This is a genomic window from Fibrobacter sp., from assembly GCA_024398965.1.
Classification (GTDB): domain Bacteria; phylum Fibrobacterota; class Fibrobacteria; order Fibrobacterales; family Fibrobacteraceae; genus Fibrobacter.
Genome location: JAKSIF010000003.1, coordinates 88,465 through 113,460 on the forward strand (window position 1 = coordinate 88,465; position 24,996 = coordinate 113,460).

The window sequence follows — 24,996 nt, forward strand, 5'->3', positions numbered from 1 at the left end:
TGCCTTTCCGTGAAGGTTAGGACAGCCGCAGCTGTTTATGGTTGTCGCCTAGGCGACATTTTTCTTAGTGGCGGAACGGTATTAGTGACGGAAGTGACGCATACCGGTGAAGACCATTGCCACGCCAAGCTTGTTGCAAGCTTCGATGGAAAGGTCGTCCTTCTTGGAGCCACCCGGCTGCACGATGTACTGGACGCCGGCTGCTGCTGCAGCTTCGACGTTATCCGGGAACGGGAAGAATGCGTCGGAACCCATAACGACTTCGCTGAACACCTTGGCTTCGAGAGCCTTGAGGCCAGCCTTGTCGATGCACTTGCCCTTTTCGTTGAAGAACTTCTGGGCAGCCTTCATGCGGGCGACGTTGTCGCGAACGCGGGGCTGGCAGAGGCGGAGGTTAGAGTCGATGCGGTTGGGCTGGCCGGGGCCAAGACCCAGAACCTGGAAGTAGCCGCGGGCATATTCGTAACCCATGACGATGGCGTTGGACTTGGTGTGCTTGGTAACGATCCAGGTGAAGCGGGCCAGGGCTTCCTTGTTCTTTGCGAACTTCTTCTTGGTGACGCATTCGAACTTTTCGTAAACGTCAACGTCGCGGTCCTGAACCAGCATACCGCCGATCACGTGCTTGTAGACCTTCATCTTGGTGGCCTTCTTGATTTCGCCAACTTCAAGGAGACGAATGTCCTTGGACTTGTTCTTGAGGAATTCAAGAGCGTCGGCTTCGAAAGCCGGAGCAAGGAGGATTTCAACGAACTTGCCCTTCAGGAATTCTGCAGTCTTCAGGTCGACCTTCTTGGTCACTGCGATAACAGAACCGAAAGCGGACACCGGGTCACCTTCCCATGCTGCTTCCATGGCAGTGCGGAGGGTCTTACCAGTTGCGAGACCACAGGGGTTCATGTGCTTCACGATGACAACTGCATTTTCACCAGCGAATTCGCGAGCCATTTCGAGAGCTGCGTCGGCGTCAACAATGTTGTTGTAGGAGAGTTCCTTGCCGTGGAGCTGCTTTGCGGTAGCGAGGCTTGCTTCAGTGCAAGTGGGATCGCGGTAGAAAACAGCTGCCTGGTGAGAGTTTTCACCGTAGCGCATGGGCTGCGGGTCAACGAACTTAAGCTTCAATTCTTTAGGTTCTTTAGCCATATTATCCTCTTTGGGTTTATGTTATAAATCTAGTTAAAAAATCAGCCTTGTTATGGAGAATTTCTTTTAAACACCACGTTCATTTGGATCCCAGATGACCTTGTGGAGCTGGACCTGGAATCGAACCTGGTTCTTTCGCATGACCTGGTTAGAAAGAATCCAGTTCACCATGTCCTGGTAGGGAAGTGTTCCGAATACAGGGGAGACGTAGAATGTTGGATGGCAAATGTTTTCCAAAGACTCCACGATTCTTGCCGCATCCTCGAGATCCTTGACGGAACCTACTACGAACTTGACCACGTCCCGGCTATCCAGGTTGCGGAAGTTGTCCAGCTTCATCTTGCCTTGCATGTTGCTGCTGGAACATTTCCAGTCCATGGTCACAAAGACATTCTTGAAACCAAGAGGCTTCGGCATGGTCCCGTTGGTCTCGATGTTGATATCGAAACCGTTGTCATCCAGAACCTGAAGCAGAGTCTGCACGTCCTGATGAATCAAGGGCTCGCCACCGGTCAGAGTGACATTCTTGCAGTCAAATGATTTTACTTTGTCTACAATCTGGCCGACATTCATTTCCGTAAAGTCGGAACCTTCCACGGCGTACATGGAGTCGCAGTAACTGCATCGCAGGTTGCAGCCGTGGAGACGGATAAAGACCGCGGGGGCTCCAGTACGGATGCCTTCGCCATCGATGCTGAAAAATATTTCGGAAACTTTCATGAGCTGGCCTAGTCTGCTTCGTATTCCGCGATATTGCCTTCGCTTTCCTGGACCACTACCCGGTAGCAGTTCGGAATCTGGTCGCAAATCCACTTGGCCATGTTCTCGGCGGTAGGATTGAAATCCACAATGTCGTTAAGCAGCTTGTGGTCCAGCTTGTCCTTGATTGTTTTCTTTACGTGGGAAAAGTCGATGACCATTCCCTGGGCGTTCAGCTCCTTGGACTTGCAATGGACCGTGATGATCCAGTTGTGCCCGTGGATTCCTGTGCACTTGCTGTCATAGGGGAGGTCCAGACGGTGTGCCCCGGAGATTTCGAATCGCTTAGATATCTTGTACATGTCTACCTAGTTTTGTTTTACGACAGGATGGCATTGCGAACTGTCGCGGCTCTACGCCTTGTTAAGTTTCAGAAGGAGCGTCGTTGAATTCCTGTACCTGTGGAGGCAAGTTGTCCAGCGGGTCTTCCGGGTCTACAACCAGGTTGTAGTAAACGTTGTTCTGCAGCTCGTCTTCGATGTAGAAGAGCGTTCCGCCCATGGCGCTGCCACAGCCGGCGCATGCTCCCTGGAAGCGAATCTTCAGGTGGTTGTCTTCTGTCAGGTCCAGGATTTCCAGGTCTCCGCCGTCGCCCTGCAGGGTTCCGCGGACAGACTTGTGGAGCCATTCCTCGATCTTCTCGATCTTCTGCACCTTGGTGAGTGCGTTCCATTCAGCGTCAGCCTCGGCTCGGCCTTCTGCAGTCTGGGTGCGGTACTTGATGCGTTCCATCTTCTCGCGGACGATGATTGCGGTTGCCTTCTTCTCGGGATATTCCTCCAGGACCTTGGCAATGAGCTTGTTCATCTGGCCGATTTCTGCGGCGTCTGCGGGAATGGCACGAACCTCGGGAATATCTCGCAGTTCTTCTTCAATGGATTCTGCCGTAATCTTGCAGGCTTCGTCCACAGTTACCATCTGGATCTTCTTGCAGAAGGTATCGGCGAGGGCGGTAAACACCGGGCCGCCGTAGGTAAAGAAACGGGTTTCCAGAATCTTGTCGCAGTCCGGGTCGATCATCAGGTAGACTTTGAGACTAGCTTCCTTCACATCCACCAGGGCGAGGCCCTTTTCATCTGCTTCAATCTGGAAAATTGCCCCACGATACTTGGGGGACTTAGCAATATCTTGCACCTTCTGGGAAAGTGTGCTTGTTACATCTTCACTCATACGCTGAAAAGTTAGAAATTTTTCTTTAGAGAAATCCTTTCGCCTCTTGTCTGTAGGCTCGAAGAACCGTTCTTTTTTCTTTTTATGGAGCCCACGCGGGGGTAGCTCTCGCAGCTCCGGCTGCAGCAATTAAACGAATAAAGCCCCGCTTTCGCGAGGCTTTATTTAATCTTTAACTTAGGCGCTTTAGGCCTGGCGTTCTACGAACGCAGGCCTCTGCGGCTCGGAAATGAGAGCAAATAAATTTGCTCTCGCTTCACTCGCCTTGTTAGGCCTTGATAATTGTGTCCTTAGCCAGCACGACGATGCCGGATTCGGTAACATGGAACAGCTTCTTGTCGCGTTCCAGGTCGTAACCGATTTCGAAGCCGGCCGGAATATGCAGGCCCTTTTCGATGATGGCTCTACGGACCTTGGCGCCCGGGCCGATAGTCACGTTGGGGAAAAGGATAGATTCTTCAACCATGGCGTCCTTCTGGATGGTAACACCCGGAGAAAGGATGCTCTTGACTACGGTACCGCCACCGATAACGCAACCAGCGGACACGATGGAGTCGATAGCTGCACCCTGATGGGCTTCATTGTCTCCGGCAAAGAAACGTGCAGGAGGCTGGTTCCAGTTGAAGGTGCGGATGGGCCAGTAATTGTTGTAAAGGTCGAAGGGCGGATTTTCGGAGCAAAGGTCCATGTTTGCTTCGTAGAAGGCGTCGAGGGTACCTACGTCGCGCCAGTAGCCCTTGGTGCTAGCCTGTTCGCCACGGACGATGTTGGTGTTAAAGTCGTAGACGTACACCGGATAGTCGTGGTACAGTGCCGGAATAATATGCTTACCGAAGTCGGTTGCGCCGCTTTCTGCGCCCTTCATCAGTTCGCGAACCAGGAACTTGCTGGTAAAGAGGTAGTTGCCCATGGAGGCGAGGCACCAGCCCGGACGACCCGGCATTTCCTTCGGGTTCTTGGGCTTTTCTTCGAAGCCGATCATGCGGTTGTCCTGGTCCACTTCGATAATGCCGAATTCGCTTGCTTCCTTTACCGGCACGGGGATTGCTGCAATGGTGAGCAATGCGGCGCGGGAGAGGTGGAAGTCGATCATCTGGTTGATGTCCATCTTGTAGATATGGTCACCACCGAAGATTGCCACCAGGTCCGGACGTTCGTCGGTAATCAGGTTGATGTTCTGGAAAATGGCGTCGGCAGTACCGCGATACCATTCGTCGCCAGTACGCATCTGTGCGGGAACCAGGTCAACATACTGGTCCAGGCTTGCGTTAAGGTTCCAGGCTGCGGAAATATGCTTGTTTAGGGAATCGGACTTGAACTGGGTCAACACCTTGATCTTGAAGATGCCGGAGTTGATGAAATTGTTCAGAACAAAGTCAATGATGCGGTAAGTGCCGCCAAAATGGACTGCGGGCTTTGCACGGTCGCGGGTGAGGGGCTGCAGACGGCTGCCCTGGCCACCGGCCATGATCATGCACAAAATGTTTTTCTGGTGCTCTCTGGAGTAGGACCAACTCATATACCATACCTCATGGTAACGTGAATAAAAAATTTACATGCCTAATCTATGAAATTTTTTACAAAAAGGTTGATTTTTTTCAAAAAAAACGAAAATGTTGTTAAATATTGTTTAAAAACCTATTTGTTTGGTAGGAATTGTATGCCGGAGAACAGGACGTCCTTTGTCCAAGAATTGTTACCAGTGGAAAATTCTTTGTTCGGAGGGTTGGGGCGTTGACCAAAAGGGAACCATACTGCACGGGGTGGTTTGACCTGTTGAATTATCACATTCTCAAAAAAAATTCCTAACGATGCCTTTAAAATTTTATACATTTTCATCGTTCGAAATTCTCGAAAGGGCGAGTTGTGCGCGAACCTCGTGTTCAGGTCGCCTTAACATTAACCAAATAGGAGCTAAATAATGTCTCTTACTCTGAACGACATCAAGCACCCGAAGATCAAGGCTTGGGTTGAAGAAGTTATCGCAATGTGCGAACCGGACAACGTTGTTGTTGCTGACGGTTCCGTTGAAGAATACAACACTCTTATGCAGAAGTGCGTTGACGCAGGTCTCGCTACTAAGCTCGCTAAGAAGGAAAACTGCTACCTGTTCCGTTCTCTCCCGTCTGACGTGGCTCGTGTTGAATCCCGTACCTTCATCTCCTCCGTTAAGGAAGAAGACGCAGGTCCGACCAACCACTGGATTGACCCGGTTGAACTGAAGAAGACCATGTCCGGTCTCTACAAGGGTTGTATGCACGGCCGTACCATGTACGTGATTCCGTTCTGCATGGGCCCCCTCGGTTCTGCAATCTCCAAGAACGGTATCGAAATCACTGACTCCGAATACGTCGTTCTCAACATGGACATCATGACCCGCGCTGGCAAGAAGGTTCTCGATATCTTCAATGCTGACCCGAACGCTGACTTCGTTCCGTGCCTCCACTCCGTTGGTAAGCCGCTCAACAACGGCGAAAAGGACAACGGTGTCTGGCCCTGCGCTGACGTTGAATTCAAGTACATCTCCCAGTTCCCGGAAGAACACCTCGTGTGGTCCTACGGTTCTGGCTACGGTGGAAACGCTCTCCTCGGCAAGAAGTGCTTCGCTCTCCGTATCGCTACCGTTCTCGCTCGCGACGAAGGCTGGCTCGCTGAACACATGCTCATCCTCAAGCTCACCAACCCGAAGGGCGAAGTTAAGTACGTAACTGGCGCATTCCCGTCTGCTTGCGGTAAGACCAACCTCGCTATGCTCATCCCGACTATCCCGGGCTGGAAGGTCGAAACCATCGGTGACGATATTGCATGGATGAAGTTTGGTGCTGATGGCCGTCTCTACGCTATCAACCCTGAAGCTGGCTTCTTCGGCGTTGCTCCGGGCACCTCCGCAGAATCCAACAAGAACGCTCTTATCTCTGCTGAAAAGAACACCATCTACACCAACTGCGCTCTCACTGAAGATGGCGACGTATGGTGGGAAGGCATTGGCTATCCTGCAACTGGCAAGCTGGTTGACTGGAAGGGCAATACCCGTGACGCTCTCCCCAAGGACAAGGCTCCTAAGGGCGAAGAAATGGCTCACCCCAATGCTCGCTTCACTGCTCCGGCATATCAGTGCCCCTGCATTGCTGCTGAATGGGAAGATCCTGCAGGCGTTCCTATCTCCGCAATCCTCTTCGGTGGCCGTCGTCCGTCCACCATTCCTCTGGTTCACCAGTCCCTGAGCTGGAACCACGGCGTGTTCCTCGGCTCCATCGTTGGTTCCGAAATCACCGCTGCTTCCACCATTAACGCTGCTGAAGTCGGTAAGATCCGTCGCGACCCGTTCGCAATCCTCCCGTTCTGCGGCTACAACATGGGTGACTACTTCAAGCACTGGATCGAAATCGGTAAGAAGTCTACCGAAGACAAGCTCCCGAAGATCTTCTACGTCAACTGGTTCCGTAAGGACGCTGACAACGCTGAACTCCCGGGTGGCTTCATGTGGCCGGGTTACGGCGACAACAGCCGCGTCCTCGCTTGGATCTTCGACCGTTGCAACGGCGTTGACAATGCTAAGGAAACCCCGATTGGTCTCATGCCGGCAGACGGCGCCCTCAATACTGAAGGCCTCGCTGAATGCTACAAGAAGACCCTCCCGGCTATCACTTCCGTTGATGTTGAAGGCTGGAAGAAGGAACTCGCTGACGTTAAGGAAAATCACTATCCGAAGTTCGGCGCTCACCTTCCGAAGGAACTGAACGACATCATCGACATGATTCAGGATCGTCTGAACAAAGCTTAATAAGGCGAGCGAAGCGAAAACAAACTAGTTTGTTTTCATTTCCGAGCCGACAAGCTTGCGCTGCGTAGCAGCGCCAGGCATAAAAGCTTAAAGGAACCTCTGCGGACCTCCGCAGGGGTTTCTTTTTATCTTGAATTTTTTGCCAAAATTTCTATCTATGGTGCCGAAAACAACGCGTTTCCTTGTTGGAGTAAGTCCAGTTGTCCACAATCCGCAATAGCGGGGAAGGCTAGAACGCGCATTCGAGTGAAGCGCGCGGCTGGACCGGGCGCTTGTTGTTTTTTAAGGTGTATACATCGTGAGTTCCAAGTCCAAATTCACGTTCTTGATGTTCCTTCTGGGAATGCTTTCTGCCTTCGGGCCCTTCGTTACAGACCTCTACCTGCCGGCTCTGCCTAACTTGGCGGAATATTTTATGGCGACGCCCTCGGCATCCCAGCTGAGTTTAACCATGAGTATGCTGGGCTTGAGTATTGGCCAGCTGTTCATCGGCCCGCTGAGCGACAAGTACGGCCGTAAGCGCCTGCTGGTGATTTGCCTTGTGCTGTTTGTAATAAGCACCATGGCCTGCATAGTTTCTCCGGACATGGCTGTCTTTAATGCTTGCCGATTGATTCAAGGTCTTGCTGCTTCCGGCGGTATTGTGATTGCTCGTTCCGTTTCTGCGGATTCTTATCGTGGCCCGGTGCTCACTAAGTTCCTGGCCATGGTTAGTGCCGTGAATGGGGTAGCCCCTATTGCGGCTCCCGTGCTGGGAGGTTTCTTGTTGAATTTCATGAGCTGGAAGGGAACCTTTGCGGTCTTGCTCCTCTATGGCTTTGTTCTGCTGTTCATGGCGGGCAAGTTCCAGGAATCTCTGCCCAAACATCGCCGCAGCGACAAGTCAATTCTTGCGAACTTTAGCTTGTATGTAAAGGTGTTCCGCAACGGCGAATTCGTTCGCTTCTTTGCAGTATGTACCGCTTCCATGATTGTGCTGTTCGGCTACATTGCCGCATCGCCTTTTATTTTCCAGAAACTGTATGGCCTGAGTCCCATGGGCTTTAGCTTCTGCTTCGCGATGATTGCCTTCTGTACTGCCGTAGGCTGCGCAACTTCTGGTAAAATCGGAAACGATCGAAAGGCTATCAAGATTGCGGGCATTGGCGTTTTCATTGCTTCTCTTGCAGTAGCGGCTTGCCTTTTGACTCACGCACCGCTGCCCTTGCTCCAGCTTAGCTTTATGGCGACCACATTCATGTTCGGCTTGATGCAGCCCCCGGCCAGCGCATTGGCCTTGAATGCCGAACGCAAGAATGCAGGCACGGCTTCTGCTGCCATGGGTGCCGCAGGTTTTCTGATGGGCGGTATTGCTTCGCCTATTGTTGGTGTTGGAGACATTGCTGTAAGCGCTTCCATCATGCTGGTTACGGGTGGATTCCTGACCATGGTCTTTATGATCATCGCCAAGGCAAAGATGCCCAAGGCCCGATAGATGGTTTTAAATCTGTAAAATTTGAATGCTTATGTAAAGCGCTCGGAAAAGATCCGGGCGTTTTTTAATCTAGTGGAAGTTCAAGAATACAACGTGTTCTTTGTGTGCTTTTATCCATCAAAAAAGAGCCTGGTATGAACCAGACTCTTTTTAAAGTAGATGTATGTAACCGTTGTTTTTTAAGCCAAGCGGTTTATACGTCTATTAGTTGATGCGTCCAACCAGGTTGCCAGACAGCATGTAGTCCTTGGTAGAACCGTAGCTGTGGAAGCCAGCAGACAGGCTGAAGCGGTCGGTGAAGGACTTTTCGATGTAGAATGCACCGAGAACGTCCTTGACGTGCTTCTGGTTAGCGGAAACGCCGAATTCCTTGTGGTCGGCACGATCACCAACGTATTCAGCTTCGAGGATGATACGGTCTACAACTGGAGTGTAGAAGGCGATACCACCAGTCAGAGGAATAACCAGGTCGTCGGCCAGGTCCATGAGGGCTGCTTCTGCGAAGATGTCGAACTTGCTGTCGATTACCGGCAGGTTAGCCTTCAAGGAAGCGTTGTGCTTGATGTCTGCGTCGGAGTCGTAGATGACATCGAACAGGTTGCTGCGGTAAGCAAGCTGGACCTTCAGCTTGGAGAGGCCTTCGAGACCGTGGAAGTTGAAGGCGGCGCGGATGTCGCCCTTGTCCAGGTTCTGGGAACCGCTAATGAGAGACAGGTAGAAATCCATGTTGTCGGTCGGAGTGAAACCGAACTGCAACTGGTTTTCCGGAGCCTGGGTAGAGAGGAAGCCGTTCAGGTAACCGTCGATGTAGCCACCGAAGTAGTCACCGCTCTTGTCGGTATTGTCCCAACGACCCACCTTGAAGGTGAAGTAGTCGGTGCCCTGCATTGCCCATGCTTCGTCCAGAGAGAAGTAATCGGCTGCAGACTTGTCTGCATCGTTACGGATAGCTTCCTTCTTGACCTTCTTGTTTTCGTAGTCGCCGGTCTGGAGGTCGCCGGGGTAGAAGGCTACGCCAATCTTACCCTTGAAGTCGTCGGTTTCGGCGAGAACTGCGAAGTTTGCTTCGCCGTTCCAGGTTTCGAAGTTGTCGCCAAGTTCGTCGTCTTCGCTGGTCCAGAATACCTTGCCTGCTTCAAGTTCGAAGTCGGCGTTGATGTCGAAGTTGATCTGGTTGACAGTCATCACTGCGTTTTCGATCATCTTCTTTTTCTTGCGCTTCTTCTTGGGCTTTGCAACCGGTTCTGCTGCTGCTTCAGCAGCGGGAACGGGCTCTTCTGCAGCTGCAACTTCTGTTGCTGCAGGTTCGGCAGCGGGTGCTGCTTCGGCAGGAGCTTCTGCAGCCTGTGCAGGGGCGGCCTGTTCAGCAGCGGGTGCTGCTTCGGCAGGAGCTTCTGCAGCCTGTGCAGGAGCGGCCTGTTCTGCGACAGGAGCGGCTTCTGCTGCGGGAGCTTCTGCAGCCTGTGCGGGAGCAGCCTGTTCGGCAGCGGGAGCGGCTTCGGTTGCCGGTGCGGCAGCGGGGGCCTGTGCGGCTTCTGCTGCGGGAGCGGGAGCAGCGGCCTGTGCGGGGGCTGCTGCGGGGGCTGCTTCAGGTGCAGCGTAAACTGCTGCAGCCATGATGCAGGAGGCAAGGAACATTTTCTTCATATTAGGGAACTCCTTTCACTAATTCCACGGTATAAGTTTAGTAAAAAAATCTTTCATCTAGTGTTTTTACTTTTGTTTTCCATATAAAAAGCTAACTTTAGGGGCCAGAGAGGTTTTATTTTGAAGAAAATTCTGTTTTTTGCGCTTTTTGTCTTGGTTAGTATCGCCCTTGCACAGGATAATCTTTACGTTTACAAGAAGAATGGTTCCAAGGTCGACGAATCTGCTCCTGCAGGAGCCTTGACCATGACAGACTGGATCAAGGAACTGCCCATTCCCAAGGACTCCGTAGAAAAGGTTACCTACGTCAAGGAACGCGTCGAGGTTAAGGATAAAAAGGGTAGGGTGATCAAGGACAAGAAGGGCAAGCCCAAGACTAAGCTTCAGAAGAAAAAGAAGGTTATCTGGGAAGTTTCTGAACCTAAGGAACCACCCAGGTTTGTTCCCATTGATTGTAAGTACGGAAACATGTGGGTTAAGCGTGCCGACCTGGCCCGTTTCCAGCAGGCTTCTGCTGATATTAGCGGCGAATATGCCTCCGCCTCTGGAAGTGTGTTCCTCAAGAAGTCTCCCACCAATCCCCGATTGTTTACTGTTATCATTCAGAACGGTCCCTTTGGAAACCGTGCGGAACTCGAAGCAAGTAATATCGAGCTCCGTGAGGCTAACGGTCATGGCCGCATGACCTATACCGAGGATGGTTGTACTGTCGATATCGCCGTGGCCAACCGCCGTGTTCAGGTTGCTCAGCGTGGTTGCTCCGAATACAATTCGGGCAGCTTCAAGCTTGAAGGCGAATACAGCAATTTCAAGGGAAATCGTCGCGTTGTTGAAAACTTCAACCTGCCGGAACAGTCCTTCACCTACAAAAAGTTCAAGTGGTGCGACAGCGGCTTTGACTCCTGTAAGGAGGAAAAGGACGAAAATGGCAAGGTAACCATCACTTGGAGTAAGGGTGGAAACGGTTTTATCGAACGTAAGGCCGGCGATGAGGTTCACACCTACCGTCCCTTTGAACATGTGATTCCCCATAAGCGAGACTTCTACAAGGGTGAAAAGCCCATGGCCATCAAGACCAAGCGCACCGATATCAGTGGTGAATGGTGGATCTGGTATTTCTATCCGCAGGCTGAACGATTCAGGATGGTTCGCGCAGGCATGCGTGAAGACATTGCCCAGATGGAAATCTACGAGTAACTCTTTTACTGCAGTTTATGAACAAGTCCGTTGAACAGTCCCGCATTTTATTCCTGGATACAGGTGCTATTGTGCGTCTCTTGCAGATGAACCCGGACTACTATCCGGTGGTTTCCTCTGTGTTGGACTACGCCTACGAAAAAAACATTACGGTTCTTACATCTGCTGTTACTTTGTTTGAAATCTCCCGCAGGGCCTGTGTGGCGGGGGAGGGGGTTCTCGCTCGCCAGTACCGTGAGTTTTTTGAGAATTCCAGAAACGTAAAGCTTTGTGAGGTTAACGGAGAAATTGCGGTGAAGGCTGCTGAACTTTTCGCCGCCGCCGCCCGTACCAATCATAAACTGACTGAAGCCGAAGCCCAGCGCCTGGCTACCGCCTATGTGAATGGCGCTGATTGTATCCTAACGGAAAATGCGAACTTTGCAAATGCAACGGACATACCTGTGGTAACCTTGGACGAAGTCCTTTAAAGTTTCGTTTATAGACGTAAATTTAGTGAGCCCGAACCCATCTAGGTTTGGGCTTTTTCTATCTTTGGATTGTATAAATTTATTGGAGCTAATATGCCTAATTACTCTACCGTTATCGGTCTCGAAATCCATTGCCAGCTCGCTACCAAGACTAAGATGTTCTGCGGTTGCGAAATTGAAGTGAACACCAGCCCCAACAAGCACGTTTGCCCGGTTTGCCTCGGTATGCCCGGTGCCATGCCTGTTCCCAACAAGAAGGCTGTGGAATATGCAATCCGCCTGGGTCTCGCTCTCAACTGCGAAATCGACCTGAACGCCATGTGGACCCGTAAGAACTATTTCTACCCGGACCTTCCCAAGGGTTATCAGATTACCCAGACTGGCGGTCTTCCGGTTTATGACCACCCGATCTGCAAGAACGGCTGGCTTGAAATCATCAAGGCCGACGGTACCAAGAAGCGCGTGGGCATTACCCGTATCCACATGGAAGAAGACGCCGGTAAGCTGATCCACGACATGAGCCCCACCGACTCTCACTTCGACGCAAACCGTTGCGGCACCCCGCTTTGCGAAATCGTCACGGAACCGGACATCCGTAGCCCGGAAGAAGCCGTTCTGGTTCTCAAGAAGATCAAGCAGACTCTTGAATACACCCGCGTCTCCAACGCCAACATGGAAAACGGCAACATGCGCTGCGACGGTAACATTTCCCTGCGCGCTTCCGAAGACGCTCCTTTCGGCACCCGTGCAGAAATCAAGAACCTGAACAGCTTCACCAACCTTGAAAAGGCTTTGAACGCCGAATACTACCTGCAGTCCGCTACTCTGGACGCTGGCAAGGAAGTGGAACAGTGTACCAAGCGTTACGACCCCAACGCCGACAAGACTATCGTCATCCGCAGTAAGGAAGACGCTCACGACTATAAGTACTTCCCGGAACCGGACATGGTACGTCTTGTTACCGATCCTGCCTTCGTGGAAGAAATCCGCCGCACCCTTCCGGAACTGCCGGATGCCCGTCGCGCCCGCTTCATGAACGACCTCGGCGTGTCCGAATACGACGCCCAGGTGCTTACCGACGACCGCGACATCAGCGACTGGTTCGATACCGCTTCCAAGAACTGCAAGAACGGCAAGGTCCTGGCCAACTGGGTCATCACCGAACTCCTCGCTAAGATGAAGGACCTGGAAGGCGGCCTCGCCGACTTGAAGATCAAGCCGGAACAGCTCTGCGCCCTGGTGAACCTCATCGAAGACAAGACCATCAACGGTAAGATTGCAAAGACCGTGTTTGCCGACATGTTCGAAACCGGCAAGGATCCTGCAGATATCGTTAAGGAAAAGGGCCTGGTCCAGGTGGCTGACACTGGCGCTATCGAAGCTATCGTTCGCGAAGTCTGTGCCGCAAACGCTGCCCAGTTCGCAGAATTCAAGGCCGGTAAGGTTGCTCTGAAGGGCTTCCTTGTGGGTATGACCATGCGCAAGTCCGGTGGCAAGGCTAACCCGGCTATGGTCAACGAAATTCTCGACAAGCTGGCTCAGGAATAAACGCGGTTAGATTGCCATCCCGGATCTAGTCCGGGACAGGCGTCGCTCTTCGCAATGACACGGAATCATGCTCTCGGTATTTTCGTTTTTGCAATCGTCTGCGTCGTACTGACGCCGGCGGTTTCAAGTGCCGCGGACAAGCTGGACCAGTATGATTCCGCTTATGTCAGTACGTTGAACATGAGTGACGAGGAAATTGCAGAACTTTACGGCATTGATTCCACCAAGCTTAACGCGGGCCCCACGCTCCAGGAATTGAACGAAGAAAACCCCAGCTATATCAAGCGCGAGTACAATCATCGTCAGCAGGTTATAGTAGGTGGTGTGGTGATGCTCTGTGTTGCGCTTGCAATGGTGTTGATGAACAATTATAACCCTTCGCGCTGACAGAAACCTACATAAACTCAAAAACGCCTAAATTGAACGAAAAACGGCGATTTTTAAAAAATCGCCTCTTTCAATTTTGCTTTTGTAGTGTTACTTTTGGACTGAAACCGTCACTCGAGCGTCACTTGACTGGCACCCGAGGATCGCCGGGGAGGTCTATGAGTAAGGTTCGTGAAACAGTCAATTTGAGAAAGCGTACCATGAAAAATGGAGGCCAGTCCCTATATCTGGATTGGTTCTTTCATGGCAAAAGGGAACGCGAATTTTTAGGACTCTATCTTGGAAAAGATAAAGTTCAAAATGCAACTACAATGCGTTTGGCCCAACAGCTCAAGGCAAAGAAGATGGAAGAGCTGATCGCCATTGAAGCTGGAATCGCTGTCAAGAAATTTGAAGCAACCAGCATCTCATTTAGAGATTATGCTTTGGAAGTTGCAAGTCGATATAAAGTGAAAAATACCGTTCGATCTTTTACGTCGGCTGCGAAACGTATTCCGAATAAGATAATGCTCGCTTCTGTTGATAGGGCCTGCCTTTCAAAGATCATTCGAGATGCTTGGGGAGACTGTTCTCAAAACGCACAAAACTCAAACGGTGCGTTTCTTAAGTTGGCCATGCGACAAGCTTTCAAGGAAGGTCTTATTCCTCAGCTCCCGGATTTTTCCGGTGTTGTTCCTTCACCAAAGCCTGGCAATAAGGTTTTCTTGACGCTGGATGAAATAAAGCAATTCATGGTTGTAGAACCTCCTGTTGAGAAATGTGGCGCTTCTGCAGCAAGGCGCTGGTTCATGATAAAGGGCGCTTTTCTTTTCGGTTGTTTTACGGGACTTCGTTATAGCGATATTTATAAGGCAAAATGGGGCGACATTCAAGACGGTATTTTGATTACGGAACAGATGAAAACGAAGGAGGAAGTTCGTATTCCTCTTTCGCAAAACGCCTTGCAATTTATTCCGCAAAGAAACGAAAACGTTCGAGACGAAGATCGAATTTTTGACGCCATTCCTGGTAGATCATGTCATGCAGATATAAAACTTGCTAAGCTGGTGGAACTTTCCGGGATAAAGAAGCACATTACGTTTCACTGTTCCCGTCATACCTGTGCGACCTTGATGCTTTCCTATGGGGCGGACCTTTATACCGTCAGCAAGATTTTGGGCCACACCAACGTCAAGACTACCCAAATCTACACAAAGGTGCTGGATGAGGGCAAGCGCAAGGCTGTCGAACTGGTTCCCAAGATTTAGAACCTTGCGGAAATCGTGAAAGGGCTATAGACTATCCGTCTATGGCTCTTTTTTTGTCTATTGAACAATAAAAATTGAAAGAAAATGAAAAATATTTGAATTTTTCTTGATTTACGTCTTGACACAGCTGTGCGGTTATGTAGATTTGTAGTGTACAAATGAGCAAACAAGGCTGATTCAAATGAATACAAGAAAGACAAATAAGGGCGAGTTTAGGTACTATAACGTCGCCTACAAGTTTAACGGGGAACCCAGAACCTGGAGCGTGACTGTTGATGTAGCCAGCAGCAAGAAGGCTGCTATTGAATGGGTCAAACGCTACCTTGGCGGAACCGACCACAAGGCTCACCCGGCCTACCTCATTTAGGACCTGCTGATCGGCAGGCCTTTCTTTTAACCATAAACCCTAAAAAAGGAACAAATCATGAATAATGAACAGAAACAGATTGAAACCCTCAAGGAAGACATCAAGGGTGCAAATCGAACCATCGAAGAACTGGAACATGAAGTTGAGATGCTTCGCGCGAAGGTTCACGAACAGTCCAAAAAGGGAAATGCAGAAAACGTCTTTGACTGTTTGGCAATCACGAACGTGCAGGTTTTCCCCTTCAAGGAAGGTGCAAGCCTGGGTCACATGAAGGGTCTTGCAAGCGTTGTTTTCAACGACCAGCTCATGCTTCGCGGCTTGCGCATTATGGACGGTGAAAACGGTCTTTTTGTTGGCTATCCGAACGATCCATTCTACAAGGGCGAGGATTTCCGCTGTATCGCCCAGCCCATTACCCGCCAGCTTCGTGAACACATCGAAAATTGCATCCTGGAAAAATACCAGGCCGCAATCGCTTAAAAATCACCATTGAAAATAAAGGACACCGAACCATGAGCTACAATTACCGCGATGCCATCAAAGAAGATTGTGAAACCGCTATCAAGGAATACCTGGAATACCATAAGGATGAAGTGAAGGGAATGTCGAAGGAAACGCTGACTGAAAAGTTCCATGACGCGTTCTGGATTGACGATTCCGTCACAGGCAATGCTTCCGGTTCCTATACCTTTTCCTCCTATGAAGCGGAACAGAATCTTGCTGGTAACTGGGACCTGCTTGGCGAAGCCATGAGCGAGTTCTGTTGCGAGTGTGACGCCATCGCGAAGGGCGCCGAATGGGCTGACGTGACGATCCGTTGCTATTTGCTGGACGAGGGAATTGAAAAGGCCATGGAGGAACTGGAGGAATTGATCGACAGCGCGATTGAAGAATCCGAGGAATCCGAAGAAGAACTGGAGGAATCGGAGGCCTAGTTTAAGGCTGTTTCGATTCCTCCTTTTTTATTACTTGAAAAACCTAATCAAGTTAGGTATTTTTAAACAGGGAATGAAAATGGAAATTGAAGAAGTCAAGAAGGTGCTGCTCAAGGCGCTCTGGGGTTATGAGCAAAAATCGGTGGAACTTCGCAAGACCGCCGAGAACAGCTCCAGCGCGGAGTATCGCAAGTACCAGCGTGAGCTTTTGAGTGCCGTAGCGGTCCAGAAACAGACTGTAATCGAAATCGCGGCCGCGTTTGGACTCAAGGCGGAATGGCAGGCGCGAGAATCCTGCTGGACCATCAAATAATCACCACCAAAATTTAAGGGACACCGAATTATGAAAATCAAGGCATTTCTTATTGACGTGATTGGCGGAAACAGCCGCGTCGTTGAAATCGAAAACAAGCTGGAGGACTATTATCGCGAGCTTCACTGTGAACTGATTGACATCCAGTCGCGCAAGGTCGGCAAGAAGGTATTCGACATTATCTGTGATGATGAGGGGCTGATGAAGGAAGATAACAAGATCAGCGCCATCGACAACCTGGGCGCGCCTATGTTTGTGGGCAACCTTCTTGTGGTGAACTGCAAGGATGGCGTGGAAACCGGACTTGAGGACGATGAAATCGAATACGTTCGCGAGCGAGTCCAGAAGCTCTGTACCCGTAATTTTCCGGAAGGCTATGAAATGCTGACCCAGGTGGAATACTGCTAGGAGGCGACCATGGTAAAAGTTGGAGACATTATCAAGATCATTGAAATGCTTGGCGAACCGCGTTATACGGGAAAGACTGGCGTCGTGGAACACATCGACAGCCTGGGCCAGCTGCATGGAAGCTGGGGTGGGCTGGCTGTTCAGCCCGAGAACGATCGCTTCGAGGTTATAGGCCACAAATGACAGACCAGCTGGATTTCTTTTCGATACTTGACCGCGTAGAAATCCCCAACAGTGCAAAGCCATGGTGTAAATCGTGGCTTTGCGCCCTTACGAACGATGTGGGCGTCTATGTGACGAATGTTCACACCTATACGAAGGGCGAGGGCTACATGGCCTATTTGGAGCTTAAATGCGCGCTTCTCTATCCTTATGTCTATTACGCCTGCAGCTTGCAGAACCGCATGGCTGGGCGTGGCTCGCTATTGACCCAGGACCCGGAATGCTGCTTTACGGTATTCGACAATCTGGATCAGATTGAGGCCAAGGTGACAGACTATTTGGAAAAATGTTCATCCGGGTATGAGCTGAAACCTGGCTGGATAAAGTCTGTGGTTGCCGATATGTTGAAGGACATTCAGCAACAGTCTTAAAATGCTATCTTATCACAAGAGGAAAAATCAATGTTTGAAGATTTCTGTACCTATTACAAGGGCGAGGAAAACTGTCCCTTCGAGGCGGGGAAAGGTTATGCGGGCAAGTTCTGGGTGGCTGAAAATTTCGTCTGCAAGGAGTATGCGCGGACTGTTGAAAAACAGACGGAGCTGGACTTCTTTAGGATGGTCTGCGCCTATATCGCGAAATGGGCGCCCTATCAGTTTGTGGAACTGATTCGGGAGTACCTCAAGAACTCCAAGGCAAGCGAAGAAATTCGCATGAACGTCAGCAAGCTCTATTTCTAACGGTGAGGCCCAAATGACAGCTGGAGAACTTATCAAGGAACTGCAGAAGTTTCCGTCGGACTGGGTTGTTCTTTCACAGAATGGAAATGGCGATTATCGCCAGGTCGAAAAACTGGAAAAGGACGACAATTATGACGATCTGCTGATTGTCGCTGGCGGTCAGGAATAGTCGTTTATATCGGATAAATAATGTTTCTTGAAGTCAAGGCTTTTACCAGCTTTGGCTTTTTTTTATCTTGCGATTGAATCCAGATGGATGCTGACTAGGAATGAAATAACGAGTTGACGATGAACTTCAAAGATCTTGCTGCTACAGTTGAGCTGACAGAATACTGCATGACCCATGGCTATTCTATTGTGTGGTGTCGCTGGCTTGACAGCATTCTCTTTACCAGGGAATCCGATGAGGCGGAATTGACGCCTAAACCGCGCGTATCGGCATCCAAGATTTTCAAGGCTGTTGCGGAAGCTAGGTATGACGAAAGTCTTGATCCGCTGATGGACTATCTGGAACCAGTGAAGCATCCGTTGCAGGATTCTTTTATTTAAAGGTGAAACCTGATTTACAGAGGGATAAAATGCATCAACCATATACGTTTAAACTTGACCCAAACGTATGGAATAACGCTATTGCAGAAATAGAATTGGTTTTAATTGGAAAGCGTAAAAATAAAATTGCTATAGATTCGAATGTGATTGGAGTAAAGGGCGCAAAGCTCCCTCAAGATATCCCTGTTTTTCCAGGAATTTATGCGATTTGGTCGAATAACTCTCTAAAATATATTGGTGAAACCACAAATTTGAAAGGAAGATTGAAAGAACATTTTATCTCTACTTCGAGAGACTCTAAATTGAATGAAATAAAAAAGGAGGTTTTAAAAAATAGAAAGATGTATGTTTCGTTTGTCTGCGTTTCCCCTGCATCATTTAGGTTGGCAGTTGAAGATAGATTGATTGGAAAAGTAAAAGAAGATAAGCCTGCATCTTTACCATGGAATGATAAAAGTAAAAATGTTGCTGATTGTACTAATTGGCTGCTTGATACGCTTAAAGAAGCTGGTAATGGTGGGCTAAATAGTATCTATTTGATTAACAAGTATGTTCTTGAGTGTGATTTTTCTGTTAAAGTGAAAAAACTTTTAAAAAGATTGGTCAAAGAAAAAAAGATAGAATACACAAATGAACCTGGCTGTGAGGGCTATCGCTTGCTGAAGAGAAAAGTAAAAAAGAAAAAAAGAAGAATAATAACGAAAAAAAATTAAAGTTTTTCCAGCTTTCCGTTCTTGATGTAATAAACCTCTGCTCCGATGCTCTGCCATTTTTTTGCCACCTGTAAATGGGTGGCTTTACTTTTATCCATCAAGTCGTAGGGATAGGTAAGTGATTCCACGCAATCAATCGTGACGTCGCCATGGAACTGTAGTTCCAGGTAGCTTCGGATGTTGTTGTCGCGGAAATTCGCCATGTTGGAAGTGTCCGTTCCAAGTTTTGGCAATTTCCTTTCACTCATGTCGTCATAGGAAACAGCCTTGGGATCGGTGACGAGGCTGGGCTGGTAAGTTTCGCCGAGGCTGTCGCCAGCAGTCCAGGTGCAGACGACCTTATCCTTCTTGAAACGAACTGTGACATTTCCGTACTGCGTGGCCGGATTGTGGGACTTGAACTCGCGAAGTTTGTCGTGGTCCAACAGGTTTCCGTATTTTTCGTACTGGCCAATCTTGAGCTGATTTGCCCTGTCGGTGGAACCAAGGCCAAAAAGGTTATGGGCGGCGCCCAAACGCGCGTGAGACTGTTTGATTGAACCGTCTGCGTTTAGACTTGGACCACAATAACCGCCGGAGCTTCCTGTTTCGAAAGTGTTCTTGAAATGGCTAGTGAAAACCTTTTCGAGAATATCGTCGTCAATGTGCATTCCCAGGTCATGCTGCTGGAAAAGCATCTTCATGTTGGCTTCGATTTCCTTGGCGTACTTCTTCGTGTCCGAACCGTACTTTCTGGATTTTTCATACTTGGCGATGGCGTCGTCCAGATGCTCAAGGGTCTTGGGCAATTTTGAACCCATGGTGGCTTTGAGTTCTGGGAGAGTGACTGTTCCGAAGGGGATTCCACCAGCCGTTCCGCTTTTGATCTTCTTCAAGCGTTCGCGAAGTTCCTTGGCTTCGATTTCAGCCTTTCTTGTTTCGGCCTTTTTCAACAGCTGTTGAAGCTCCGTTCTTGCCGCGGCGTCACCCTTTGCAATCGCGGCGTCCATATCTTCCGCCAGCTTCTTGATGATCCCGGATTTCGGATGCTTGGCAAGAAAGTCCTTGATTTCGTCCACGCGTTGAATGTCGGATTCCCATAGGATTTTCTGTTCCACCTCGCGAAGCGCCTTCTTATAGGCGTCCTGCGCGACCTTCCAGCTGGAATACTTCTTATGGTCCTCCACCCACTTGATTTCAAATTCAAGGTCATGCTTTCGGCTGGAAAGGGAACGGGGCATCCCGTCGAGTTTCTTCTTGACGGAATCATTGACGAGAATGGCTGTGTCATAGTCGAAATCCCTGGCGACCTGGATCGGGTCCTCAAGGTAGGTACAGGCCTTGAGCTTCTTGAGGGATTCCTCCAGCTTGGCGCTCTGGGCTTCCATTTCGCTGTAGGCGCTTTTGCCACCCTTCTGCAGGGCTTTTTCCAGTTCGTCCTTACCGGACAATCCATGAAGCCCGTTTGCTTCCTGTAACAGCTTGTGCGCCTCTGTACGGATGGCTGTTCTGCGTTCCAGCTCCTTCCTGATGGCGTTTTCCTGTGAAATAGTCCTTTTTTCATGCCTTTTCTGGGCAATTTCGGCAATTCTGCGCCTGCGGAGTCTTTCTTCCCAGCGATTTTGGATATCCGCGATCTGCTGGGGTGTCCTTTGGTGGCGTTTTTCTGCCGCCTGGATGAGCCTTTGCCTGGATAACAGCGATTCCTGCTCCATTTTGAGCGCCTGCAGCTGTTTTTCCTGCTGGGCGATAGTCTGTTCCATCTTTTCCAGCTGGGCGCTCGTAGCCTCGTTTGCGCCCTGCTGCGGAGTCTCTGGCTGTTCCGCCTGTCTGACCTGGTATTTTCCGTCGATTTCCGGCTCCCAAGCGACCATGCTGCAACGGCATTGGAAGTCCTCTCCTGGGGTTCCATGGTACATTTCCGAGGTTCTTGGATGCTCCACAAGTCCTTCGGGAGTTTCCTCATAATAGACGTCCGGATTTTCGACGCTGCAGATCAAGCCGTTCATGAGGGCGTGGGAATCACGCTCGCGCCCGTCCAGCGTTGTCATCCACATATAGTAGCGGATGCCCAGCTTCTTGTAGGTGGAAAGGTTGGCTGCTGAATTGAGCTTTCCCATTTCCGTTCTGGCGATCAGCTCCGCGCGATGCTTTGTCTCCATCGGCAATTCCCTGCGAATTGCAGATTCAAGTTGCGATTTGCTCCAGCCCTTCATCCTCGCGTCGGTGGCGAGCCTGGATATCTTTGCCTTGGCGTCGGTTTCGGCACTTATGCAGAGCTGTTGGAAATTTGCCTTCCATGCGTCAAAGATGGACTTTTCCGCTTCCGGGGGGAAGTAGGGCTGGCCCACAAGCATTTTGGAATATTCGCTGAAATTCCAGCCCGTCTTTACTCCGACGGCATCGGCTAGGCTTGACACCTTCTTTACAAATTCCGGGGACAGTTCAGCTTTCGCTTTCGCAAGATCGTCAAGGTCGTCAACGAAGCCCATGAGGGCGAGCTGGATATTCTGTTCCAGCGCCCTTGCAAATTCCTCGCGGGTAGCCTTTTGAAGGTCCGCCTCGATGGCGCTGGGATAGAACTGGTGGGCGCTAAAGACGGGCCTGCGTCCACGCTTCTTCTGTCCGATGCGTTCCACGTTCCTTACGAAATTGAGAAAGCTGTTTGCCATTCTGCTAGTCCTCTACGGTTACTTCCCAGGAGTGACCGTTGTGAAAGACGCTCTCATGGATGCTGTCGGCGTCTATGGCTCCCATCTGGTAATAGATGTTGAGGGTTTCCGCCTGGAGCTTCTTTGCCTCCAGCTGTTCCTTTAGGCTCATGACAGAAACTGGTCCCCATTCGAACTCGCTACAGCTTGCGTTGCAGTTCCTGTGGGCAAGTTCGGAAATGAGCCTTGCTGACGGACGGTAGATATAGCGGGAACGCCAGCTTTCCACCAGTTCGCCATAGGCCTTTGTGTCGCCCTCGTTAGTCTGGGCGAGACCAGTGGCGCTCTGTCCGAAAAGGATGCTGACGGGGATTCTTGAATCCGCGCTGACCATGTTCATCGCCTTCTGCAGGACTTCGGGCAAACCTGTGAAGTTGTGGCTTAAAATCTCGAATTTGTCATTTGCGCCGCTGAAAACGCCCCGGAACGAACTCATGGATAGCTTGACGAGGCTTATAAGCTCCTGTGCGTCGCGGATGCCGCAGTCCGGCTTGGAGAGCATTTCGTTGAAGTTCTCCAGGCTGAAAAGCATGACGCCCGTTTCCGTCGCCATGTTGACGATGCTTGCCATGACGTTGGCGAGGTTCTTTAGGCTCTGTTCGCTGGCCTTCAAGGCGGGTGTTCCGAAGAACCGTTCTCGCAGGGAAACTCCACGAAGGACGTCCGGGGCCTTCTTGCCATAAATGACAGTGCATCTTTGGGGGTGGATTTCGCGCCTTTCACCGTCCAGAAGGGTGACTCGGAAAACTTTCGGGGAATCACCCTCGAAGTCGCTGGATTGAAGATCGACTGTCCCTGCGCTATAGACGCGGTACTGTCTCACCTTGGCGCTGGACGTTGGGGGTGCAGCCAGGGACTGCAAATCGTCATTCTCATATTCCGTGACGATGATTGCGCCTCCAGTCAAACGCTGATATTCGCCAGCGACCTGCAGGGCTTCGATGAGGCCAAGGGAGAAACATTCCTTGAGGACTGTTCCATCTTCGTCTCCGATGATGGAAATGTCATGCTTGAAGGCTGTTTCCGGAACACATTCCACGATTCGGGCTGCAATTCCGTCCTGCACCTTCATTTTCGCCAGTTCGTAGAGGTCGCTTCCTCCGTAGGGCTTTGCGAAGGTACTTTCTCCCTTATCCATCTGGGCGTGACCCATTCCTGTGACGAAATTGCCGTAGGCTCCGTCCTGAATCTTGCTTTTTTCCATGAGTTGATTTCCTTTTTAGATGAAGCTGACCATGCCGGAGCCTGTCCCGGTCGATAGGTAGTTGAGGGCTTGCGTGGTAGAGTCCACGCGGTCGTCATGCGGGGCTGTGGGGAAGGAGACCAGTTCCTCGACGTAGTCGCGAACCCAGGGGTGTTCCGCATCCTGTTTGGGGATGAAAACGTTCCCAGCCTCGAAAAGGGGGCTGACAGCGAAGGCTCGCGCCTCCTTTGACCCCTGCGGCGTATAGGGGACGATTCCGCTGATCTGGTTTTTCAATGCGCTTATGATTGCGGGGCCGTTGGCCTTGTCCTCTATGATTTTCTTCAATGCCTTGGGATGCTTGACTGTGATTCTTTGCAGGGCGCGGATGCTGGAGACGAAATCCATCTTCTCGCAGACGCAGTCGATGAGGTAGAAGCGGGAGCCGACCTTTCCCCAGACGGTTCCTGCTACATTGTCGCTTGAGGCGCTGTCCGTGAACGTGAAATCCCAGCTCTGGATAATCTTGTCGAATACCTTCGGCAGAATTTCGTATTCCTGCAGCCATTCGCGCTTGATGATGCTTCCGCCGACGGGTGCGGGGTGCTGCTGGTAAAGGGCGTTCCAGTCATAGCTTCCCACGTTCGCCTTGATCTTCTCAAGCATTTCGACCGGATATCTTTCCGGATGGAGGGCTTCTCCGATTCTACGATGAGGCTCGTCAATTTCCGCGATTGCGGGATAGTTTATTATGGTCCACTGGTCTCCATCGCCCCGCTTCATGGCGTTGAGCAGGCGTCCAGCCAAGTCGTCCTCATGCCATCTGGTAAGCGTCACAAGAACGCCACCGCCTGGGGAAAGGCGTGTGTAGGCCGTAGATGTGTACCAGTCCCAGACCCTGTCGCGGATTGTGATGCTGTTCGCTTCCTGTCTGTCCTTCAACGGGTCGTCAATGCCGAGAATGTCACAGCCCATGCCCGTGATGCCGCCACCGATACCAGTGCTTCGGAAACTTCCGATATGGTTCGGTATTTCCAGCAGGTTTGCGGAACGGGTGAACCTGCTTCCGCGCGGGGGGAGGGAAACGTTTGGGAAGATTCTATGGAACTCGCTTGAGTCCATGATCCTTTGGACGTCCTTATTGACTCGCTTTGAAAGGCTGTCGCTATAGCTGCAGGCGATGAAGGAAATGTTCGGATTTACGCCAAAGCACCAGGCTGGAAAGTGTTTGGAGACAAGCTGGCTCTTGCCATGTCGCGGAGGCATGGTTAGAATGAGTCGAGGACTCTTGCGTTCCATGACGTCCACGAAGAACCCCATGAGACGGGCGCAGATTTCCCTATGTACCCAGCCGATGCTGTACGTCGGCATGGTCGCTTTCACGAAGGCGAGAAGATTGCTCCTTGCAAGTCTTTCAATCTGTGGAGTCGTTTTCGTAGATGCCCAGTTCCCTGGCCTGCCTTCTGATTTCTCCCAGTTCCTCCGGCGTGGGGATTTCCCCGTTGGAGTCAATCGTTATTGCGTCGGGACAGTCAACCATCCTGTCGAGCATTTTTCGCTTTGCGCGGGTGAGCTTGGTTTCCTCCGTCTCCTCGGCTATGTCAAAGACAAAACGAGCCGCCTTGATGTTTCCGGAAAGGGCCATGCCGCTCATGACGGAAAGAATAGCGGCGCGTATCTGGATTGGCTTGTCAACCTGGATTCCGATGTTCCGCAGCGATTCCTTGAGCTTCCCTTCACCCAGCGTAAACTTTGTGCCAAGGACATTCCTCGCGACGTCGCGAGCCTCCTTGGCCTTCTGCTTGCTCCTGGACGCGGCAAGGCCTCCCAGCTTGCCGAGCTGTCTCATATCTACTGGCTCGTTCATACATTAGTCGTTCCTCAAGTCCTTCCACCAGCGCAGAAAATCGGGCCAGTAGATTGTAATGCGTCCACGCTTGCAGCTGCGGCGTACGGGCATCCCGCGCGTCTTTATCCAGTCATAGACGGTGAAAGGGTTGAAGCCGATCTTCTTTGCGACCTCCTTGACTGTGAGGTAGTCGTTTTTTTGTTTTGTTTGGTCTATGTTAGCCATCGGCTCCCCGGAAGAAAAGATTTTTTATATACGGTT

Annotated in this window: 29 protein-coding genes; 18 read left to right on the forward strand and 11 right to left on the reverse strand. The window is 50.7% G+C overall.

Annotation, left to right across the window (positions count from 1 at the left end):
- Positions 1-81 precede the first annotated feature (81 nt).
- The 5 genes from MJZ26_02215 to glgC form a co-directional block, all read right to left on the reverse strand.
- Complete coding sequence (locus MJZ26_02215) at positions 82-1,143, reverse strand: IMP cyclohydrolase (protein MCQ2104582.1); 1,062 nt, start codon at positions 1,141-1,143, stop codon at positions 82-84.
- Positions 1,144-1,209: 66 nt separating this feature from the next.
- A complete protein-coding gene (locus MJZ26_02220) occupies positions 1,210-1,863 on the reverse strand; it encodes a radical SAM protein (protein ID MCQ2104583.1) in 654 nt (217 codons plus the stop codon).
- 8 nt (positions 1,864-1,871) lie between these two features.
- On the reverse strand, positions 1,872-2,204 hold the full coding sequence (gene queD / locus MJZ26_02225; protein ID MCQ2104584.1) for a 6-carboxytetrahydropterin synthase QueD: 333 nt from the start codon (positions 2,202-2,204) through the stop codon (positions 1,872-1,874).
- Positions 2,205-2,265: 61 nt separating this feature from the next.
- The gene (locus MJZ26_02230) at positions 2,266-3,072 is read right to left on the reverse strand and encodes a NifU family protein (protein MCQ2104585.1); all 807 of its coding nucleotides are present in this window, start codon (positions 3,070-3,072) and stop codon (positions 2,266-2,268) included.
- 268 nt (positions 3,073-3,340) lie between these two features.
- Positions 3,341-4,591, reverse strand: a complete 1,251-nt coding sequence (glgC, locus tag MJZ26_02235) for a glucose-1-phosphate adenylyltransferase (protein ID MCQ2104586.1) — start codon at positions 4,589-4,591, stop codon at positions 3,341-3,343.
- A gap of 402 nt (positions 4,592-4,993) precedes the next feature.
- Between glgC and MJZ26_02240 the strand changes: the two genes are divergently transcribed.
- Together MJZ26_02240 and MJZ26_02245 are read left to right on the forward strand one after the other, a co-directional pair.
- The gene (locus tag MJZ26_02240) at positions 4,994-6,856 is read left to right on the forward strand and encodes a phosphoenolpyruvate carboxykinase (GTP) (GenBank protein MCQ2104587.1); all 1,863 of its coding nucleotides are present in this window, start codon (positions 4,994-4,996) and stop codon (positions 6,854-6,856) included.
- 298 nt (positions 6,857-7,154) lie between these two features.
- Complete coding sequence (locus MJZ26_02245; protein MCQ2104588.1) at positions 7,155-8,330, forward strand: multidrug effflux MFS transporter; 1,176 nt, start codon at positions 7,155-7,157, stop codon at positions 8,328-8,330.
- A gap of 204 nt (positions 8,331-8,534) precedes the next feature.
- On the opposite strand, the gene MJZ26_02250 is transcribed toward MJZ26_02245, so the two are convergent.
- Entirely contained in the window at positions 8,535-9,977 is a 1,443-nt protein-coding gene (locus tag MJZ26_02250) for a hypothetical protein (protein ID MCQ2104589.1), read from the reverse strand.
- Positions 9,978-10,097: 120 nt separating this feature from the next.
- Between MJZ26_02250 and MJZ26_02255 the strand changes: the two genes are divergently transcribed.
- The 16 genes from MJZ26_02255 (at position 10,098) to MJZ26_02330 (ending at position 19,013) form a co-directional block, all read left to right on the forward strand.
- On the forward strand, positions 10,098-11,174 hold the full coding sequence (locus tag MJZ26_02255) for a hypothetical protein (protein MCQ2104590.1): 1,077 nt from the start codon (positions 10,098-10,100) through the stop codon (positions 11,172-11,174).
- A gap of 17 nt (positions 11,175-11,191) precedes the next feature.
- A complete protein-coding gene (locus tag MJZ26_02260; protein ID MCQ2104591.1) occupies positions 11,192-11,644 on the forward strand; it encodes a type II toxin-antitoxin system VapC family toxin in 453 nt (150 codons plus the stop codon).
- A gap of 93 nt (positions 11,645-11,737) precedes the next feature.
- Complete coding sequence (gatB, locus tag MJZ26_02265; GenBank protein ID MCQ2104592.1) at positions 11,738-13,192, forward strand: Asp-tRNA(Asn)/Glu-tRNA(Gln) amidotransferase subunit GatB; 1,455 nt, start codon at positions 11,738-11,740, stop codon at positions 13,190-13,192.
- A 54-nt stretch (positions 13,193-13,246) separates the two neighbouring features.
- On the forward strand, positions 13,247-13,579 hold the full coding sequence (locus tag MJZ26_02270) for a hypothetical protein (protein ID MCQ2104593.1): 333 nt from the start codon (positions 13,247-13,249) through the stop codon (positions 13,577-13,579).
- 200 nt (positions 13,580-13,779) lie between these two features.
- Positions 13,780-14,826, forward strand: coding sequence for a site-specific integrase (locus MJZ26_02275; protein ID MCQ2104594.1), 1,047 nt, complete (start codon positions 13,780-13,782; stop codon positions 14,824-14,826).
- A gap of 181 nt (positions 14,827-15,007) precedes the next feature.
- On the forward strand, positions 15,008-15,193 hold the full coding sequence (locus MJZ26_02280; GenBank protein MCQ2104595.1) for a hypothetical protein: 186 nt from the start codon (positions 15,008-15,010) through the stop codon (positions 15,191-15,193).
- A 57-nt stretch (positions 15,194-15,250) separates the two neighbouring features.
- Positions 15,251-15,673 (forward strand): SpoVG family protein, encoded by a 423-nt coding sequence (locus tag MJZ26_02285; protein MCQ2104596.1) that lies wholly within the window; start codon positions 15,251-15,253, stop codon positions 15,671-15,673.
- A gap of 32 nt (positions 15,674-15,705) precedes the next feature.
- Positions 15,706-16,128, forward strand: a complete 423-nt coding sequence (locus MJZ26_02290) for a hypothetical protein (protein MCQ2104597.1) — start codon at positions 15,706-15,708, stop codon at positions 16,126-16,128.
- A gap of 79 nt (positions 16,129-16,207) precedes the next feature.
- Positions 16,208-16,441: a hypothetical protein gene (locus MJZ26_02295; GenBank protein MCQ2104598.1), complete on the forward strand. Its 234-nt coding sequence runs from the start codon at positions 16,208-16,210 to the stop codon at positions 16,439-16,441.
- Between the two features lie 30 nt (positions 16,442-16,471).
- Complete coding sequence (locus tag MJZ26_02300; GenBank protein MCQ2104599.1) at positions 16,472-16,849, forward strand: hypothetical protein; 378 nt, start codon at positions 16,472-16,474, stop codon at positions 16,847-16,849.
- Positions 16,850-16,858: 9 nt separating this feature from the next.
- Positions 16,859-17,032: a DUF4314 domain-containing protein gene (locus MJZ26_02305; protein MCQ2104600.1), complete on the forward strand. Its 174-nt coding sequence runs from the start codon at positions 16,859-16,861 to the stop codon at positions 17,030-17,032.
- A complete protein-coding gene (locus tag MJZ26_02310) occupies positions 17,029-17,442 on the forward strand; it encodes a hypothetical protein (protein MCQ2104601.1) in 414 nt (137 codons plus the stop codon). The genes MJZ26_02305 and MJZ26_02310 overlap by 4 nt, the downstream gene beginning before the upstream one ends.
- 30 nt (positions 17,443-17,472) lie before the next feature.
- Positions 17,473-17,751, forward strand: coding sequence for a hypothetical protein (locus MJZ26_02315; GenBank protein MCQ2104602.1), 279 nt, complete (start codon positions 17,473-17,475; stop codon positions 17,749-17,751).
- Positions 17,752-17,764: 13 nt separating this feature from the next.
- Positions 17,765-17,920: a hypothetical protein gene (locus MJZ26_02320; protein ID MCQ2104603.1), complete on the forward strand. Its 156-nt coding sequence runs from the start codon at positions 17,765-17,767 to the stop codon at positions 17,918-17,920.
- Between the two features lie 119 nt (positions 17,921-18,039).
- Positions 18,040-18,300, forward strand: coding sequence for a hypothetical protein (locus tag MJZ26_02325; protein MCQ2104604.1), 261 nt, complete (start codon positions 18,040-18,042; stop codon positions 18,298-18,300).
- 2 nt (positions 18,301-18,302) lie between these two features.
- Positions 18,303-19,013 carry a GIY-YIG nuclease family protein gene (locus MJZ26_02330; protein ID MCQ2104605.1) on the forward strand — a complete coding sequence of 237 codons (711 nt, stop codon included), beginning with the start codon at positions 18,303-18,305 and terminating at the stop codon, positions 19,011-19,013.
- Here the strand turns inward: MJZ26_02330 and MJZ26_02335 are convergent.
- From MJZ26_02335 to MJZ26_02355, 5 genes are read right to left on the reverse strand one after another with little or no spacing between them, the layout of a single operon-like run.
- The gene (locus MJZ26_02335; protein MCQ2104606.1) at positions 19,010-21,664 is read right to left on the reverse strand and encodes a minor capsid protein; all 2,655 of its coding nucleotides are present in this window, start codon (positions 21,662-21,664) and stop codon (positions 19,010-19,012) included. The genes MJZ26_02330 and MJZ26_02335 overlap by 4 nt on opposite strands.
- A 4-nt stretch (positions 21,665-21,668) precedes the next feature.
- On the reverse strand, positions 21,669-22,907 hold the full coding sequence (locus MJZ26_02340; protein MCQ2104607.1) for a DUF1073 domain-containing protein: 1,239 nt from the start codon (positions 22,905-22,907) through the stop codon (positions 21,669-21,671).
- A 15-nt stretch (positions 22,908-22,922) separates the two neighbouring features.
- Positions 22,923-24,257 (reverse strand): phage terminase large subunit, encoded by a 1,335-nt coding sequence (terL, locus tag MJZ26_02345; GenBank protein ID MCQ2104608.1) that lies wholly within the window; start codon positions 24,255-24,257, stop codon positions 22,923-22,925.
- Between the two features lie 43 nt (positions 24,258-24,300).
- Entirely contained in the window at positions 24,301-24,735 is a 435-nt protein-coding gene (locus MJZ26_02350) for a hypothetical protein (GenBank protein ID MCQ2104609.1), read from the reverse strand.
- Positions 24,736-24,756: 21 nt separating this feature from the next.
- Complete coding sequence (locus MJZ26_02355; GenBank protein MCQ2104610.1) at positions 24,757-24,960, reverse strand: helix-turn-helix domain-containing protein; 204 nt, start codon at positions 24,958-24,960, stop codon at positions 24,757-24,759.
- Positions 24,961-24,996 lie beyond the last annotated feature (36 nt).

What these genes read in the sequence shown, in the direction of transcription:
- MJZ26_02215 (MCQ2104582.1), bottom strand. Translation starts at nt 1,143, where the DNA reads ATGGCTAAAGAACCTAAAGAATTGAAGCTTAAGTTCGTTGACCCGCAG.
- MJZ26_02220 (MCQ2104583.1), bottom strand. Translation starts at nt 1,863, where the DNA reads ATGAAAGTTTCCGAAATATTTTTCAGCATCGATGGCGAAGGCATCCGT.
- queD (MCQ2104584.1), bottom strand. Translation starts at nt 2,204, where the DNA reads ATGTACAAGATATCTAAGCGATTCGAAATCTCCGGGGCACACCGTCTG.
- MJZ26_02230 (MCQ2104585.1), bottom strand. Translation starts at nt 3,072, where the DNA reads ATGAGTGAAGATGTAACAAGCACACTTTCCCAGAAGGTGCAAGATATT.
- glgC (MCQ2104586.1), bottom strand. Translation starts at nt 4,591, where the DNA reads ATGAGTTGGTCCTACTCCAGAGAGCACCAGAAAAACATTTTGTGCATG.
- MJZ26_02240 (MCQ2104587.1), top strand. Translation starts at nt 4,994, where the DNA reads ATGTCTCTTACTCTGAACGACATCAAGCACCCGAAGATCAAGGCTTGG.
- MJZ26_02250 (MCQ2104589.1), bottom strand. Translation starts at nt 9,977, where the DNA reads ATGAAGAAAATGTTCCTTGCCTCCTGCATCATGGCTGCAGCAGTTTAC.
- MJZ26_02260 (MCQ2104591.1), top strand. Translation starts at nt 11,192, where the DNA reads ATGAACAAGTCCGTTGAACAGTCCCGCATTTTATTCCTGGATACAGGT.
- gatB (MCQ2104592.1), top strand. Translation starts at nt 11,738, where the DNA reads ATGCCTAATTACTCTACCGTTATCGGTCTCGAAATCCATTGCCAGCTC.
- MJZ26_02270 (MCQ2104593.1), top strand. Translation starts at nt 13,247, where the DNA reads ATGACACGGAATCATGCTCTCGGTATTTTCGTTTTTGCAATCGTCTGC.
- MJZ26_02275 (MCQ2104594.1), top strand. Translation starts at nt 13,780, where the DNA reads ATGAAAAATGGAGGCCAGTCCCTATATCTGGATTGGTTCTTTCATGGC.
- MJZ26_02280 (MCQ2104595.1), top strand. Translation starts at nt 15,008, where the DNA reads ATGAATACAAGAAAGACAAATAAGGGCGAGTTTAGGTACTATAACGTC.
- MJZ26_02285 (MCQ2104596.1), top strand. Translation starts at nt 15,251, where the DNA reads ATGAATAATGAACAGAAACAGATTGAAACCCTCAAGGAAGACATCAAG.
- MJZ26_02290 (MCQ2104597.1), top strand. Translation starts at nt 15,706, where the DNA reads ATGAGCTACAATTACCGCGATGCCATCAAAGAAGATTGTGAAACCGCT.
- MJZ26_02295 (MCQ2104598.1), top strand. Translation starts at nt 16,208, where the DNA reads ATGGAAATTGAAGAAGTCAAGAAGGTGCTGCTCAAGGCGCTCTGGGGT.
- MJZ26_02300 (MCQ2104599.1), top strand. Translation starts at nt 16,472, where the DNA reads ATGAAAATCAAGGCATTTCTTATTGACGTGATTGGCGGAAACAGCCGC.
- MJZ26_02305 (MCQ2104600.1), top strand. Translation starts at nt 16,859, where the DNA reads ATGGTAAAAGTTGGAGACATTATCAAGATCATTGAAATGCTTGGCGAA.
- MJZ26_02310 (MCQ2104601.1), top strand. Translation starts at nt 17,029, where the DNA reads ATGACAGACCAGCTGGATTTCTTTTCGATACTTGACCGCGTAGAAATC.
- MJZ26_02315 (MCQ2104602.1), top strand. Translation starts at nt 17,473, where the DNA reads ATGTTTGAAGATTTCTGTACCTATTACAAGGGCGAGGAAAACTGTCCC.
- MJZ26_02320 (MCQ2104603.1), top strand. Translation starts at nt 17,765, where the DNA reads ATGACAGCTGGAGAACTTATCAAGGAACTGCAGAAGTTTCCGTCGGAC.
- MJZ26_02325 (MCQ2104604.1), top strand. Translation starts at nt 18,040, where the DNA reads ATGAACTTCAAAGATCTTGCTGCTACAGTTGAGCTGACAGAATACTGC.
- MJZ26_02335 (MCQ2104606.1), bottom strand. Translation starts at nt 21,664, where the DNA reads ATGGCAAACAGCTTTCTCAATTTCGTAAGGAACGTGGAACGCATCGGA.
- MJZ26_02340 (MCQ2104607.1), bottom strand. Translation starts at nt 22,907, where the DNA reads ATGGAAAAAAGCAAGATTCAGGACGGAGCCTACGGCAATTTCGTCACA.
- terL (MCQ2104608.1), bottom strand. Translation starts at nt 24,257, where the DNA reads ATGCCGACGTACAGCATCGGCTGGGTACATAGGGAAATCTGCGCCCGT.
- MJZ26_02350 (MCQ2104609.1), bottom strand. Translation starts at nt 24,735, where the DNA reads ATGAGACAGCTCGGCAAGCTGGGAGGCCTTGCCGCGTCCAGGAGCAAG.
- MJZ26_02355 (MCQ2104610.1), bottom strand. Translation starts at nt 24,960, where the DNA reads ATGGCTAACATAGACCAAACAAAACAAAAAAACGACTACCTCACAGTC.